The following is a 14,855-nucleotide window of genomic DNA, read 5'->3' as shown; positions in this document are numbered from 1 at the left end:
GCGTCTGACCAGCGCCGGGATTAGGCGATGGTGACCTCGGGGCTGAGGTAAACGTCCTGAACGGCCTGGATGAGGTCGACCCCCTCCTGCCTGGGTTTCTGGAAAGCTTTTCGGCCCATGATCAGGCCACTGCCCCCGGCGCGCTTGTTGATGACCGCCGTGCGGATGGCTTCATGCAGATCGTCGCTGCCTGAGGCGCCACCGCTGTTGATCAGTCCGATGCGACCGGCGTAGCAGTTCAGCACTTGGTAGCGGCAGAGATCGACGGGGTTGTCGCTGGCCAGCTCGCTGTAGATCCGATCGTCCGTCATGCCGAAGGCGTGACCCAGCGCCTTCGCCACGGCTGGATAGCCCCCGTTGTTGGCCGGGAGTTTCTGCTTGATGATGTCCGCCCCGATGGTGACGCCCAGATGCACCGCCTGGCCGGTCAGGTCGGCCGACAGGTGGTAATCGGCCTCAGGCTGCTTGAAGATCGGATTGCGCAGATAGCACCAGAGCACGGTCGCTAATCCCCGCTCGTGGGCATGCTCAAAGAGTGCTGCGATCTGTTGCAGCTCACGGTTGCAGTCATCGCTGCCGAAATAGATGGTCGCGCCCACAGCCACGGCGCCCATGTCCCACGCTTGATCAACGGAGGCGAACAGGATCTGCTCGTGCACATTCGGTGCCGTGAGCAGCTGGTTGTGGTTCACCTTGACCATGAAGGGAATGCGGTGAGCCCACTTCCTGGCCACGGAGCCGAGCACCCCCAGAGTTGAGCAAACCGCGTTGCAGCCAGCTTCCACAGCCAGTTCCACGATCGCTTCGCTGTCGAAGTAATCGGGATTAGGGGCAAAGGAGTGGGCCGCTGAGTGTTCGATGCCCTGATCGACGGGGAGGATTGATCAGTAACCGGTGTTGGCGAGGCGGCCGCTGCCGTAGAGCTGCTGCAGGCTGCGCATCACCTGGGGATTGCGGTCGGTGAGGGCGAAACGGTCGACCACTGCGGGGCCTGGTAGGTGCAGGCGTTCTCTGCTGACGCGCGGAGTGCCCTGCAGCAGGAGCTCGGCCTCGGAGCCGAGCCACTCCGCAGCGGACCGGTTAGCGATAGCCATGGAGGGAAGTCTTGGTCGTTCAAGCCGGAAACTAGAAACGGGCTTCGCTTCCGTCAGTGCGCAGGCGACATCCCTCGCCGGCAGCAGGTGAGAATGGCCACACCCGTCGGTCGACGGACCTGTGCCCTAGGCTTCAAAAACGAAACAACGGAGTTTCGTATTTGCCTGCCGGCAGGTCAGCTCATCCGTTGTCCGGCGTCAACCTGCCTTCTGCATTTCCGCCTCCGCCCCATGACCGATCCGTCCGCTGGCAACCCGGAGCCCACGGCCGAGAGCCTCGAGGTGATCCGCAAGTTCGCTGAGACCTATGCCCAGCGCACCGGCACCTATTTCTGCAGTGACCCTGGGGTCACGGCCGTGGTGCTCAAGGGACTCGCCCGTCACAAGGACGAACTCGGAGGAGCCCTCTGCCCTTGCCGTCACTACGAAGACAAGGAGGCTGAGGTGTCCCAGGCCTTCTGGAACTGCCCCTGTGTCCCGATGCGCGAGCGCAAGGAGTGTCACTGCATGCTTTTCCTCACTGAGGACAATCCCTTCCGCGGCGATGCTCAAACCATCAGCACCGAGGAGATCCACGCGTCTGCGGGTTGATCGCCATGACCAGTGCCTCCACCCGTGATCCCGTCAGTCAGCCGTACAAATACGGCTTCGTTACCGACATTGAGACCGACAAGATCGCCAAGGGGCTGAGCGAGGATGTCGTTCGCCTGATCTCGGCCAAGAAAGAGGAGCCCGACTTTCTCCTGAACTTCAGGCTCAAGGCATTCCGGCACTGGTTGACCCTGGAAGAACCCGATTGGGCTGCTCTGGGTTATCCGTCGATCGATTATCAAGACATCGTTTATTACGCGGCTCCCAAACAGCAGGAGAAAAAGTCCAGCCTCGATGAGGTGGACCCCAAACTGCTGGAAACGTTTGACAAACTCGGAATTCCTCTGAGCGAGCAGAAGCGATTGAGCAACGTGGCTGTTGATGCAGTATTTGACAGCGTCTCGATTGCCACCACTTACAAAGAGAAGCTCGCCGAGCACGGAGTCGTCTTCTGTTCCTTCAGTGAGGCTGTCAAGGAGCACCCTGAGCTCATCGAGCGTTATTTGGGAACAGTGGTTGCCAGCAATGACAACTATTTCGCGGCCCTCAATTCCGCCGTGTTTAGTGATGGCTCTTTTGTGTTCATTCCCAAGGGTGTGGAGTGTCCGATGGAGCTGTCCACTTATTTCCGCATCAACTCTGGCGACACGGGCCAGTTCGAGCGCACCTTGATCGTGGCCGAGGAAGGGGCTTCGGTGAGTTACCTCGAGGGTTGTACTGCTCCCATGTTTGACACCAATCAGCTGCATGCTGCAGTGGTGGAACTCGTGGCTCTTGATGATGCCTCGATCAAATACTCCACCGTGCAGAACTGGTATGCCGGTGATGAAAACGGTGTGGGCGGTATCTACAACTTCGTGACCAAGCGGGGACAGTGCCGAGGGGCTCGCAGCCGAATCAGCTGGACGCAGGTCGAGACCGGCTCTGCCATCACCTGGAAGTATCCCAGCTGCGTGCTTCAGGGAGCCGATTCAGTCGGTGAGTTCTACTCCGTGGCACTGACCAATAACCGCCAGCAGGCCGATACCGGCACCAAGATGGTGCATGTGGGGCCCCGCACCCGCTCCACGATTGTGAGCAAGGGCATCAGCGCTGGTTGCTCCAGCAACAGCTACCGCGGTCTGGTGCAGATGGGGCCTGGCGCCAAAGGGGCGCGCAATTACAGCCAGTGCGATTCGATGCTGATCGGCGATCAGGCTGCTGCGAACACCTATCCCTACATCCGCTCGCAACAGCCCCAGGCGGCGATCGAGCATGAAGCGAGCACCTGCCGCATTTCCGAAGACCAGCTGTTTTATCTCCAGAGCCGGGGCATTGGCTTCGAAGAAGCGGTGTCGATGATGGTGAGCGGATTCTGCCGCGATGTCTTCAATCAGCTGCCGATGGAGTTCGCAGCTGAGGCCGACAAGCTGCTCGCCCTCAAGCTCGAGGGATCGGTGGGTTGATCCCTGCTTGTCCCGTCCAGATCCGTTCTCTGACCCCTTCCTTCTCCGTCCCGTGATCCGCCCCGACGCCGAGCTGCTTCTCGACATCTCCGATCTGCATGCCTCCGTGGAGGATCAGCCGATCCTCAAGGGGGTGAACCTGCAGGTGCGTGCTGGCGAAATCCATGCCGTGATGGGGCGGAACGGCAGCGGTAAAAGCACTCTGTCCAAGGTGTTGGCTGGTCACCCCGCTTATCGGGTCACTGGTGGTTCCGTGCGTTACCGAGGTCAAGACCTGTTTGAACTGGAGCCTGAGCAACGCGCTCGTCTTGGCGTGTTTCTCGGCTTTCAGTATCCAGTCGAGATTCCAGGGGTCAGCAATCTTGAGTTTCTGCGGGTGGCCACCAATGCTCGACGCGAGACCCAGGGGATGGAGGAACTCGACACCTTTGATTTCGAGGATCACGTTCGTGAGCGCCTCCAGGTGGTGCAAATGGATCCTGCCTTCCTTGAGCGCAGCGTGAATGAGGGCTTCTCAGGTGGTGAGAAGAAGCGCAACGAGATCCTGCAGATGGCCCTGCTGGAACCGGTTGTGGCCATTCTGGATGAGACAGATTCCGGTCTCGATATCGATGCCTTGCGCATCGTGGCCGGTGGTGTGAATCAGCTCGCCGGTCCGGAGAACGCCACGCTGCTGATCACCCACTACCAGCGCCTCCTCGACGAAATCACGCCCGACTACGTCCATGTGATGGCTGCTGGGCGGATTTTGCGCACTGGTGGTTGTGAGCTGGCGTTGGAACTGGAGAAGACGGGATACGACTGGGTGGATCAGGAACTGGCTGCCCAGGAGGGGGTCTGAGGATGCAGTTCTCCAGTCACGACAGTGTTTTGGACCCTGTCCAGCGTCGGGGGAGGGAGGCCTTGGAGCGCCTCGGCCTGCCCACCCGCCGTCAGGAGGCGTGGCGCCTCACGGATCTGACGCGCCTTGAGGCGATCGCGCGCCTACCCCTGAGCAGTGCTGATGCTCGTGCTCCGCTGGATCCTTCAGCCTTGCCAGCGGTGGCGACGGGAACGCTGCGTCTCGTCCTCGATGGACAAGCCGATCCCTTGGCGGCGATGGTGCTGCCTGAGGGGATCACCCGTTTGAGTGCTTCCGAGTTGGAGCAGGCCCTTGGTCACACCCTCGATCGCTGCGGTTGTGCGGACGCCTGGCCCGTGGAGCTCAACCATGCCTCCAGTCAGCAGGTGCTGGCGCTGCGGGTGCGAGGTTCGGCCCCCCCCCTCGAGCTGGTGCTGGCCAGCCCCACCGGTCTCACGGCCACCCGGGTGCTGCTTCTGCTCGAGGAGAAGGCGCAGCTGGATCTGCTCCAGGTCGTGCTTGCCGAGGGGCCGGTGGCCCACAGCCATGTGCTGGAGGTTCACCTAGGCCAGGAAGCGAGGCTCAATCACGGTTTGGTCGCCTGCGCCGATGGCGAGGGCTCTCTGTTGATCCATGGCGCTGTGGAGCAGGAGCCCCGCAGTGCCTACACACTCACCTCTGTAGCCAAAGGATGGGCCTTGGCCCGTTTGGAGCCACGGGTGGTGCAGGTGGATGGTCAGGCCAGCACCGTGATGCGTGGTCTTTCGGTGTCGGCCGCTGATCAGCAGCTCGCCACCCACAGCACCGTTCAATTCGAGGGGCCGGAAGGGGAGCTTGATCAGCTTCAGAAGTGTCTCGCTGGGGGACGTTCCCACGCCATCTTCAATGGTGGTGTGCGGGTGCCGCGCCTTGCCCAGCGCACCAATGCCGCCCAGCTCAGTCGCAACCTGCTGCTCTCGGAACGGGCCCGGATCGACACCAAGCCAGAGCTCGAGATCGTGGCGGACGATGTGCGCTGTGCCCACGGCGCCACGGTGTCTCAGCTTCAGGAGGATGAGCTCTTCTATCTCCAGAGCCGGGGCATTGGCGCCTCCGATGCCGCCGCCCTGCTGTTGCGTGGGTACTGCCAGGAGGTGGTGGATCACCTGCCCGGCGCAGCCAGTGCCTGGCCCGTCATGACGCAACTGCTGGAGGGACTGGAGGTATGACCAGTGCAACCCAGGATCTGACCACGGGGCGGCACGTCGGCATGTCAATCGCGGAACGGACTCGTGCCGACTTCCCGATTCTGAGCCAGTGCTCTGCCTCCGGCAGTCCGTTGGTCTATCTCGATCATGCGGCAACCAGCCAGAAGCCCCAGGTGGTGCTCGAGGCGCTGCAGCACTACTACAGCTGCGACAACGCCAACGTGCATCGCGGTGCCCATCAGCTCAGCGCCCGCGCTACCGAGGCCTTTGAGGGGGCCCGGGCAACCACCGCTCGATTCATTGCTGCCGCCAGCGCCAGCGAGATCGTGTTCACCCGCAATGCCAGCGAGGCCATCAATCTCGTGGCCCGTAGCTGGGGAGACGCCAACCTCAGGGAAGGCGATGAAGTGCTGCTCACCGTGATGGAGCATCACAGCAATCTGGTGCCCTGGCAGTTGTTGGCTCAGCGCACCGGATGCGTGCTTCGTCACGTGCAGGTGACCGAGCAGGGCATGCTCGATCTTGAGGATCTGCGCTGCAAGCTCAGCTCCCGCACCAAGCTTGTGTCTTTGGTGCACATCAGCAACACGCTGGGATGCTGCAATCCCGTCCAGGACGTCGTGGCCGCGGCACGGGAACAGGGCGCGAAGGTGCTCCTGGATGCCTGTCAGAGCCTGGCCCATCAGCCCATTGATGTGTCAGTCATGGGTGTGGATTTCTTAGTGGGCTCCTCCCACAAGCTCTGTGGTCCCACCGGAATGGGTTTTCTCTGGGCACCCGAGGCTTTGCTGGAGGCGATGCCCCCGTTCCTGGGCGGTGGCGAGATGATCCAGGACGTTTTCCTGGACCACAGCACCTGGGCGGCGCTGCCCCACAAGTTCGAGGCAGGGACCCCGGCGATTGGCGAGGCGATCGGTATGGGGGCAGCGATCCGTTATCTCCAGGCCCTTGGTCTTGATCAAATTCAGGCCTGGGAGGCTCAGCTCACCCGCTATCTCTTCCTGCGCCTGCAGGGGATTGAAGGCCTGCGCATTCTCGGCCCCACCCCAGAGCAGCAGGCGGGTCGCGGCGCCCTGGCCACGTTCCTGGTGGATGGGGTTCATGCCAATGACATCGCCGCTTTGCTTGATCTCAGTGGGATCTGCATTCGCAGTGGTCACCACTGCTGTCAGCCTCTTCATCGCCATTACGGCGTCACGGCATCAGCCCGGGCCAGCCTCAGTTTCACCACCACCTTCGAGGAGATCGACCGCTTTGCCGATGAGCTGCAGGGCTCCATCAGCTTCCTGCGGGAGCACAGCTGAGCGGATCCTCTTCGCTCAGGCTGGCGTCAGCACGGCCATCGCCTCAGCGTGTTGGCGTCCATTCCATGCCCAGCGCCACTGCCAACCTGCTGCTTTGGCCGTGGACTCAATCGCGGCGCGATCGGCGGGGTGGTCGTAAGCGGCCAGGTGGCTACTCACCTGCTCTCGCTGCTGGGCAGAGAGCTGGAGCCAACTGCTGGCAATGCGTTGCTGGTAGCGCTGCATGTAGATGTCGCGGCTCTCGCCGGGTTTCCGGAAGACATCCACCCAAATGAACAACCCTCCCGGTGCGATCCGAGTGCGCAGGCGCTCGAGCAGCCACTGTTTCTCCTCGGCGCTGAGGTGATGAATGGCGAAGGCAGAGTGAAGGATGTCGACCGGTTCTGCGTCATCGCCAGCTGGATCGCTCGCCCAACGGAGTAGATCTCCTTCCAGCCAGCGGCATGGATAGGCCACGTTGCCGAGAGCTTGCTGCGCCAGGGGCAGCACCTCAGGCGTGAGATCCAGTCCCGTGTAGGAGCCCAAAGGCAGGCGTTGCAGCAGAGGAGCCAGCAGCGCCAGATCCCCGCAGCCCAGATCAACCATCCGCGGTGCCGCGGCATTGTTGGGGCGAGCCTTGAGCCAGCCCTCCAGGGTTGCGGCCGTGGCGGAGGCCACGGCTTGGTGCTCCACCAGATCGTGCTCCACCACGGCCCGATAGGAGGCCCACTGCTGTGCGAAAAGATCCATGGTGTTTAGCCTGGTTGGTCGTCGGCGGGTTTCATCCCCCGGGCTTGGTAGGCACTGATGCTGATCGCCCCATCGGGCTGCTCCGCCAGGCGCGCAAATCGCTCCAGTCCAGTCTCGATCAGGGCTGCGGCATGGGGTGTGGGCGCAGCCTCGAACAAGGCTGAGCGTTCCGGTTCGATAAAGCCGAGCAAATAGCTGCAAAACCCATCGACCGCATCGCGCCGACTGGGACACCAGTGGTGGATCCCCACCATGGTGTTGTGCACCGCAGTGAAGCCGGTCTGCTCCAGCCAGGGGCCCAGCGCCGGGCCGGCGTGGGCATTGCCATGGCGGTTGAAATGGGCAACGAAGGCGCTGAGCATCGCCTCGATCGCGGGGTCTGGCGGGGAAACCCGCAGGCTGGAGTAATCGGTTTCGGTGATGTGAATCGTGCCCCCTGGCTGCAGCACCCGCAGGGCTTCGCGCAGCACCGCCAGGGGCTCCTGCAGGTGCTCCACCACCCACACCAACCGCACACGATCCATGCAGGAGCCCTCCCAGGGCAGCGCTGCACCATCCCCCACCGCGAGCTCCATCTGATCTAGGCCCAGCCCGCTGAGGTGCCGCCGCGCGGCCTCGATCTGGTCGGGGCTGATGTCGATCCCGTGCAGTTGGGCATCGGGGTGGTTCTTGCCGATTTGCCCCAGCACCGCACCAACACCGCAGCCGATCTCGAGGATCTGGTCGCCAGCCTGGTAATCCAGGTTCGCTGCCAATAGCTCGGAGAGCAGCTCTGCTTGATCAATCAGACGTGCTTGTTCGCGGCGACTCGTTCCATGGATGTAGGGCCGATCCTTCATGGGCTCAGGTGTCGGGCAACGGTTGATGCGGCTAGCTCCCCGGCCTCGATGGCGCCTTCGAAATAGCCAGGCCAGCGCGGGGAGACCTCGGTACCGGCCCAGCACACCCGCCCATGGCTGGCGGGAGCCGGGCCACCCTCGGTGCCGGCAGCCAGGCGGGCATGGCTGGTCCAGCTGCCTGGTGCTGGAAAGCTGGTGAAGGCACCGCCGGTCCAGGATTCGCCATTCCAAGCTTGTTCCACCAGATCGAGGGGGCTGGCGGCGTCGGAGCCCCCAATAGCGCACCAGATCCTTGAGGATCAACGCTCGCCGTTCCGCCTCCGGCAGTGCGGCCATGGTGATGGCCCGCTCCCCTGCCACAAAGCTGGCCAGCACGGCCGGTTGCTCGCCAGGGGGGCCGCTGTCGGCGGTGAGATCCAGCCAGGGCTGTTTACCGGTCCCTAAACCGTTCAGGCCCTGCTCACGCCAGAACGGCTTGCTGTAGCGCGTGAGAATTTTGGTCATGCCTCCCATGGCTGTGCGTTGCAGCAGGGCTTGATGCGCCGGGGGCAAGGGCGGTTCAAAGCGGATCGCTTGCCGCTGCGGCGGTGGCACCGCCAAGATCACCGCACGGGCCTGCAGCGGTTCGAGCCCCTCGGCTATCACAGTTGCTATGGCCTCGTTTTGCTGAATGGCCAGCACCGGGGCTTCCAGCACGAGGGCCCCAGGGCTGCGGGCCCGAAGGTCCGCCGCAAGCAGCAGGCTCACCGCTCCTGCCCCTCCCTGCACCAGCCAGGCTTCCGGTGTCTCGGTCTGCGGCGCCACCGCCTGGGTCCAGGCGAGGTGCAGGATCGAGGCTTCCCAGGGTTCAAAGCCGCCCGATCCCCCCACGCGGCAGAGCCAGGCGAGGGGCAGATGGGCCAGGGGCAGGTTGGTCTGCTGGGTAGCCCATGCGCTCACGGTGAGCCGATCCAGCCGTTCGGCATCGGGGGTGAGCCAGGGCTGGCGTGGGTTGATCTGGGCGACGAGGGCGGTGAAGGCTTGCTGCAGTGCGCGGGTTGCCTCCAGCTCCTTCGCATCCAGGTCGAGGGCCCCAGGCTCAAAGAACACCAGGCTGTTCTCAAAACGCTCCGCTAGTGGGGCCTTGATGCACTTCCCTTGCCAACAGAAGATGCCGTCGCCTGCGTAGTAACTCGGATAGCAACTCAGCCCGAGCTCCTGCAGTAGCGCCGCGAAGCGGTGGTGCGTGTGGCCTCCCCACTGGCCTCCCAGATCCACCACGCTGCCGTCGCTGAGGGTCTGGCTCACCATTCGGCCCCCCACCCGTGGCCGCGCCTCCAGCACGCGCACCCGCTGCCCTTGTTCGATCAAGCGGCGAGCGGCGATCAACCCGGAGAGTCCGGCACCCACCACCACCACATCCAATGCACCGCCCATCGCGCCAGCCATCTCACAGCTGCTGGAATGCTGACCATGGAGCTCTTGGCTGACCACACGCAGTTGTTTCTGGTGGTGCTGGGGGGCCGCACCGCCACCAGTCACATCGAGCTGCACGATGTGCGCTTTGTGACGGGGGCCTCGATCGATGACACCCTCCCCGAGCTGCGGCGGCAGTGGTTCGGGAGGCGTGAGGGCCTGCACCTGGACAGCTACATGGCGGTGCGGGTGATCGATGGTTGGGCGGTGAGCCTCGTGCGCGAGCCGGCCGCGCCCCGGCCCGATCGGCTCTGGTTTGTGAACCTGGGCGCCTACCGCCCTGATTCCTTGGCGGAGTTGCACCACTTCGGGCTGGTGGTGGCGCGCTCGCCTCAGGCGGCCAAGGCGGCGGCAAAGCGGCAGTGGCTGGCAGGCGCGTTGCAGCAGCACAAGGATGATCTCTGCGCCGTCGACGACTGCCTGGCGATCGAGCAGCTGGAGCTGCTCGGGGGTGAGCGGTGGTATGTGCAGCTTGATCCCCATCCCGAGGGGTTGAGCCAGCCCCAGGTGCCGGATTGGTTCGGCTACCGGCGGATTGATCGCGCCTGAGCGTTGCGGTTGAGGCCGCCGGTGCGGCCCATCAAGGTGGCGGGTAGGCGGCTCCAGGCCACGGGTTGGCCGCTGGCCACCGCATAGGTGGTCTCCACCAGGGAGTTCTCTGGCCAGTTGATGTCGAGGGTGGTGTAGGTCTGCTGAGGCGGAATACCTCCCTGGAGAAGCCGTCTGGGGCCGCTGCCAAGAGCCCCCAGTTGGATCAGGTCGAGTGGCCCGAGCTTGGCCGGATACCAGGCGTGCTGGTGTCCACTGATGTAGGCCTGCACGTTGCCCTCCGCCAGGATCGCCAGGATCGCTGCTCTCTGCTCGAGCCTCTCCCCCGGTCGATCCCGTCCCTGGCTGACCCCGAACAGGGGGAGATGGCCGACGACCATGCGGATCTGGGCTCTTCGCGCGGCGGCACTGCCCAGTTGCCGGCGGGCCCACTGGATCTGGGCAGGGGGGATTCGACTCGAGCTGGCATCCCATACCAACCAGAACACGTCGTTTTGCAGGACGCTGTAGTGAAAGGGGAAGTCGCCCGCATCTTCGAATGTCAGGCCCAGGGCCTGACGGCGTGGCGTCCAGAAGCGGCGCAGCGCGGCCCGATCGGCTTCAAAACCCGGTGATCCGTCGTGGTTGCCGATGGCTGGTAGGAAGGGCAGCCCGGCTCGGCGTACTGGTGTCAACACCGTGCGGGCGAAGCTCTCCCACATCGCATCCAGCTGGTTGGCGGTGAGGCCCCGTTTCTGGCCGGCCACCATGTCGCCGGCACACACCAACAGGGCCGGTTTGAGGGCGAGGAGCTGCTGCAGTCCCTGGCTGACCTGGGGGATGTAGGCGGTTGAGCCGTAGCTGCTGTTGAGATCACTGATCAGGCCGATGCGTAGATCACCGCGAGACGCTGCTCGGCCAGCCGCACGGCTGATGCCAAGCCCAGCTGCGCTCAGGCCCGTCCCGAGGGCGAGCTGCAGGAAATGGCGACGGCGAAGAGACATCCGAGCGGGACAGTCACCAGGCAGCATGGATCCAACTCAGTGCTGGCGCAGCGGATGAACATCGACGGCAAAGCCTGGCGCACGATCTGGCTCGAGCCGGATGGTTGCTCGGTCGGGGTGATCGATCAGACCCAGCTGCCGCATCGCTTCAGCACCCGCACGCTTCACAGCTGCGATCAGGCCGCTGAATCGATCCGCACGATGGTGGTGCGGGGAGCACCGCTGATCGGCGTCACCGGTGCCTACGGCCTGATGCTTGCTCTCCAGGTGGATGCCAGTGATCGGGCCTTTGATCTCGCGTTTGATCAACTCAATGCCACCCGGCCGACGGCGGTGAATCTGCGCTGGGCCCTCGAGCGGGTCCGCGATCGGGTGCGGCCCCTGCCGGAGGCCGAGCGCGCCGCAGCGGCCCGCCAGGAGGCGGCTGCGATCGCTGATGAGGATGTGGCCATGTGTGAGGCGATTGGCGACCACGGGCTGAAGATTTTTCAGGAGCTGGCGGCTGCGCGTCCGCCTGGGCGACGGGCTGAGCCCTTCCGCGTGCTGACCCATTGCAATGCGGGTTGGTTGGCCACCGTCGACTGGGGAACGGCCTTGGCTCCGATCTACAAGGCTCACCGCGCCGGGATCAACATCCACGTGTGGGTCGATGAGACCCGCCCCCGCAATCAGGGCGCTTCCCTCACGGCCTATGAGCTGGGACGGGAGGGGGTTCCCCACACGGTGATTGTCGACAACGCCGGTGGGCACCTCATGCAGCACGGCCAAGTGGATGCAGTGATCGTTGGTACTGACCGCACCACCCGTCGGGGCGACGTCTGCAACAAGATCGGCACCTATCTCAAGGCGCTAGCTGCTCACGACAATCAGGTTCCTTTTTATGTGGCGCTTCCTGCGTCGACGATTGACTGGTCGCTCGAGGATGGAGTGGCGGAGATCCCGATCGAAGCCCGCTCTGCCGATGAGGTGACGGCGATTCAGGGGCGGGTGATCAGCGGCGCCAGCGCAGGGGAGCTGGTTCAGGTGCAGCTCACCCCCGATGGCAGCGCTGGCTTCAACCCTGCCTTCGATGTCACCCCCGCCCGGCTGGTGAGCGGTTTGATCACCGAGCGTGGTGTGGCGCCGGCAAGCGAAGCCGGTTTGCGTGGCCTCTACGGCAATGGCTGAAACAGTGGGATCTGAGCAAGTTTTCTCCGGGCATGGGGTTCCCGAACAGCCCGGTTTGCGAGAGGAGCTGGTGGCGGTGGCCCGGCGTATGAATGGCACGGGTCTCAATCAGGGCACCTCGGGCAACCTGTCGGTGCGCATCCCTGGCGGCATGCTGGTCACCCCGAGCTCCCTGCCCTATGAGCAGATGGAGCCGGGCGATCTGGTGGCGCTTGATCTGGAGGGTCACCCCTTGAGCTCGGCTCAGCGCCGTCCCTCTTCGGAGTGGCGTTTGCATGCCGATGTACTGGCAGGGCGTCCGGAAGCACAGGCGGTGCTCCATTGCCATCCGGTGCATGCCACTGCCCTGGCCTGCCATGACCGATCGATTCCCGCCTTCCATTACATGGTGGCCGTCGCCGGCGGTGATGACGTTCGCTGTGCGCCCTATGCAACGTTCGGAACGGCCGAGCTCTCGGCCTATGCCGTGGAAGCGCTCCGGGATCGGAAGGCTTGTCTGCTGGCCCGTCATGGGCTGGTGGCCCTGGGATCGGATCTTGATCAGGCGCTGCGGATTGCCGTGGAGGTGGAGACCCTGGCACGGATGTATCTCCAGGCTCTGCAGATCGGCGAACCGCCCCTGCTCTCGCCAGCACAAATGGAGGCTGTTTACGCCCAGTTCCGTGGGCTTCACTACGGTCAGGCGGATCCTGACCAAGAAGAGCGGTCCGTTTCTCAGCTCAACCTTCGTTGAGGCCCAGATGTGTGCGGAAGAAGCGTTCGGTGGCTTCAAGCACACTGATCTGCACGTGGCTGTCGCGGAAGCCGTGGCCTTCGTTCGGGAAGCTGTGCACCTCCACTGGCAGCCCGTTAGCCCTGAGTGCCGTTGCCATCCGTTCGGTCTGCTCCGGTGGCACCACCTTGTCTTTGTCGCCCTGGAAGAAAATCACCGGGCAGTGGATCCGCTCGGCATGGAGCAGGGGAGAGCGCGCTTCATAGCGCTCGCGCTCCTGCGGCCATATCCCCACCAGACGCTCCGCGTAGCGGGCCTCGAAACGGTGGGTGTCCGTGGCCATGGCGGTGAGATCACTCACGGCGTAGCGGCAGGCGCCCACACGGAACGTGTCGGTGAAGCAAAGGCAGGCCAGGGTGGTGAAGCCACCGGCGCTGCCCCCTTCGATCGCGATCTGGTCCGGATGGGCGCGACCGGCTGCGATCAGGGCTTGGGCGGCCGCGGCGCAGTCCTCCACGTCGACGAGTCCCCAGCCCCCGTTGAGCCGCTCCCTGTAGGCCCGCCCGAAACCTGTGGAGCCGCCGTAGTTCACATCGACCACGCCCCAGCCGCGGGATGTCCAGTACTGGATGCCGAGGCTGAGGCCCCGTCGGGCCATGGCGGTGGGACCGCTGTGGCTCTTCACCAACAGCGGGGGCCTCTCTGCTGAGCCAGCGCTCGGTGGGTAGTACCAGGCATGGGTGCGGCGTCCCTGGGATCCCTCAAACCAAAGGGGCTCCGCCACGCTGATGCACTCCGCGCTCAGCGCGGGCTCGGCCGCCGGGTGGTGGTGCCAATGTCCATCGCTGAGATCGATCTCCAGCAGCCCCTGGCCAGTGGTGCTGTTGCTCGCGATGGCCACGGCTCTTTCCCCCTGCGCATGCAGGCCCGCTAGATCATCAAAGGGTTGGTCAAGCGTCTGAATCGTGCCTTGCTCGCTGAGACGGTTCAGTTGCCAGCACCCCTCTCGGCAGACGGCTGCCAACAGCTGCCTGCCATCCCAGGCGGAGGTGCGCATGCCATACACCCACTGGGGCATGGCGGTTTCCGCCTCCATGGGCCAGGGGCGCTCCCACTGGAGACTGTCCAGAGTGGTGCCTCCTGTGCTGCGCAGCAGGTTCCACCAACCGCTGCCATCTTCGGCCACCACCAGGCGACCGTCCGGCAACCAAAGGGGTTGGAACACGGAGATCTCTGCGCCGGTTGTCCCCTCGCTTCCCGCCAGGGCCATTGGAGTGATGATCCGCCCCTCAGAATCCAGATCAGCGCCCCAGAGCTGGCTGTTGTCCCAGGGCATGTTCGGCTGCTGCCATTCCACCCAGGCGAGCCTGTCCCCCCTTGGACCGAGGGCGATGTACCCAGCAAAATCAGCCGGTTGATGCAAGCGGTCTGGGGTCTGATCCTCCTGGTCCAGCTGCAGGCTCACCAACCAGTCGCGGCCGTCGTCTTCCATGACGCCGAGCCAGCGGCGCCTGAAGGGATCGAGCTGGCCGTCCGCGAGGGGAGCTCCAGGCCGACTGAGGCGGCGGGCGGGGCCATGGGCGAGCAGAGGATTTGCTTCGCTCTGGTCCAGGCCTTGCCAGGTCTGAAACCAGACGCAGCCATCGCGATCGTCGATCCAGGCCAGCATCAGCTCCTGGCCATCAGTGGCCTGGGCCAACACGCCACCGCCGTAGTCGTGCACCCTGCTGCGCAGGTTGATGGGAGCGGGGGTCAGCTCCTGAACCGCAGTGGCCCCAGCCCCCCAGCGACGGATCAGGGCGGTGGTGCGTCCCCTCTCTTGGGGGCGCTGTTCCAGCCAGAGAACCCAGTCGCCCGAGTCGCCGACCAACCTCGGTTCCCGCAGCGTCGGCATGCGGCCGAGAGCAATCCGTGCGGCCAGGGGAGTGTGCATGGGGACGAGGTCTGAGGCGTGTGGGT

11 protein-coding genes and 3 pseudogenes are annotated in these 14,855 nt (G+C 64.2%); 8 read left to right on the top strand and 6 right to left on the bottom strand.

Going from position 1 to position 14,855, the window contains the following annotated elements:
* Window positions 1-20: 20 nt before the first annotated feature.
* Window positions 21-1,094 (bottom strand): annotated as a pseudogene (locus H0O21_RS01655) (class I fructose-bisphosphate aldolase).
* Window positions 1,095-1,325: 231 nt separating this feature from the next.
* Between H0O21_RS01655 and H0O21_RS01650 the strand changes: the two are divergent.
* Genes H0O21_RS01650 through H0O21_RS01630 form a run of 5 tightly spaced genes read left to right on the top strand, consistent with a single transcriptional unit; the run spans window position 1,326 to window position 6,462 of the window.
* Window positions 1,326-1,685: a ferredoxin-thioredoxin reductase catalytic domain-containing protein gene (locus H0O21_RS01650; RefSeq protein WP_007101519.1), complete on the top strand. Its 360-nt coding sequence runs from the start codon at window positions 1,326-1,328 to the stop codon at window positions 1,683-1,685.
* A gap of 5 nt (window positions 1,686-1,690) precedes the next feature.
* A complete protein-coding gene (gene sufB, locus H0O21_RS01645; protein ID WP_185190164.1) occupies window positions 1,691-3,130 on the top strand; it encodes a Fe-S cluster assembly protein SufB in 1,440 nt (479 codons plus the stop codon).
* 52 nt (window positions 3,131-3,182) lie between these two features.
* Complete coding sequence (gene sufC, locus H0O21_RS01640; protein ID WP_131595297.1) at window positions 3,183-3,971, top strand: Fe-S cluster assembly ATPase SufC; 789 nt, start codon at window positions 3,183-3,185, stop codon at window positions 3,969-3,971.
* Window positions 3,972-3,973: 2 nt separating this feature from the next.
* Window positions 3,974-5,179 (top strand): SufD family Fe-S cluster assembly protein, encoded by a 1,206-nt coding sequence (locus H0O21_RS01635; protein WP_185190163.1) that lies wholly within the window; start codon window positions 3,974-3,976, stop codon window positions 5,177-5,179.
* The gene (locus tag H0O21_RS01630) at window positions 5,176-6,462 is read left to right on the top strand and encodes a SufS family cysteine desulfurase (protein WP_185190162.1); all 1,287 of its coding nucleotides are present in this window, start codon (window positions 5,176-5,178) and stop codon (window positions 6,460-6,462) included. The genes H0O21_RS01635 and H0O21_RS01630 overlap by 4 nt, the downstream gene beginning before the upstream one ends.
* A 15-nt stretch (window positions 6,463-6,477) precedes the next feature.
* Here the strand turns inward: H0O21_RS01630 and H0O21_RS01625 are convergent, their stop codons facing one another.
* From H0O21_RS01625 to H0O21_RS13295, 3 genes and pseudogenes are all read right to left on the bottom strand, one after another.
* Complete coding sequence (locus H0O21_RS01625; RefSeq protein WP_185190161.1) at window positions 6,478-7,191, bottom strand: trans-aconitate 2-methyltransferase; 714 nt, start codon at window positions 7,189-7,191, stop codon at window positions 6,478-6,480.
* A gap of 5 nt (window positions 7,192-7,196) precedes the next feature.
* Window positions 7,197-7,964 (bottom strand): annotated as a pseudogene (locus H0O21_RS13300) (methyltransferase domain-containing protein); the annotation flags it as partial.
* A 62-nt stretch (window positions 7,965-8,026) separates the two neighbouring features.
* Window positions 8,027-9,446 (bottom strand): annotated as a pseudogene (locus H0O21_RS13295) (flavin monoamine oxidase family protein).
* Between the two features lie 36 nt (window positions 9,447-9,482).
* Between H0O21_RS13295 and H0O21_RS01615 the strand changes: the two are divergent.
* Window positions 9,483-10,034 (top strand): DUF1543 domain-containing protein, encoded by a 552-nt coding sequence (locus tag H0O21_RS01615; RefSeq protein WP_185190810.1) that lies wholly within the window; start codon window positions 9,483-9,485, stop codon window positions 10,032-10,034.
* Here the strand turns inward: H0O21_RS01615 and H0O21_RS01610 are convergent.
* A complete protein-coding gene (locus tag H0O21_RS01610) occupies window positions 10,010-11,017 on the bottom strand; it encodes a metallophosphoesterase (protein WP_185190811.1) in 1,008 nt (335 codons plus the stop codon). The two genes, H0O21_RS01615 and H0O21_RS01610, sit on opposite strands and share 25 nt — an antisense overlap.
* 54 nt (window positions 11,018-11,071) lie before the next feature.
* Here H0O21_RS01610 and mtnA point away from each other — a divergent pair, with 54 nt between their 5' ends.
* Both mtnA and H0O21_RS01600 read left to right on the top strand, forming a co-directional pair.
* Entirely contained in the window at window positions 11,072-12,184 is a 1,113-nt protein-coding gene (gene mtnA, locus H0O21_RS01605; RefSeq protein ID WP_185190159.1) for an S-methyl-5-thioribose-1-phosphate isomerase, read from the top strand.
* Entirely contained in the window at window positions 12,177-12,917 is a 741-nt protein-coding gene (locus H0O21_RS01600) for a class II aldolase/adducin family protein (protein WP_185190158.1), read from the top strand. The genes mtnA and H0O21_RS01600 overlap by 8 nt, the downstream gene beginning before the upstream one ends.
* On the opposite strand, the gene H0O21_RS01595 is transcribed toward H0O21_RS01600, so the two are convergent.
* Complete coding sequence (locus H0O21_RS01595) at window positions 12,904-14,829, bottom strand: prolyl oligopeptidase family serine peptidase (RefSeq protein WP_185190157.1); 1,926 nt, start codon at window positions 14,827-14,829, stop codon at window positions 12,904-12,906. The genes H0O21_RS01600 and H0O21_RS01595 overlap by 14 nt on opposite strands.
* Window positions 14,830-14,855: the final 26 nt, after the last annotated feature.

Source organism: Synechococcus sp. HK01-R (assembly GCF_014217855.1).
Lineage (GTDB): Bacteria > Cyanobacteriota > Cyanobacteriia > PCC-6307 > Cyanobiaceae > Synechococcus_C.
The sequence above is the reverse complement of the archived record's forward strand: the minus strand, read 5'-3'. Positions and strand labels throughout refer to the sequence as shown.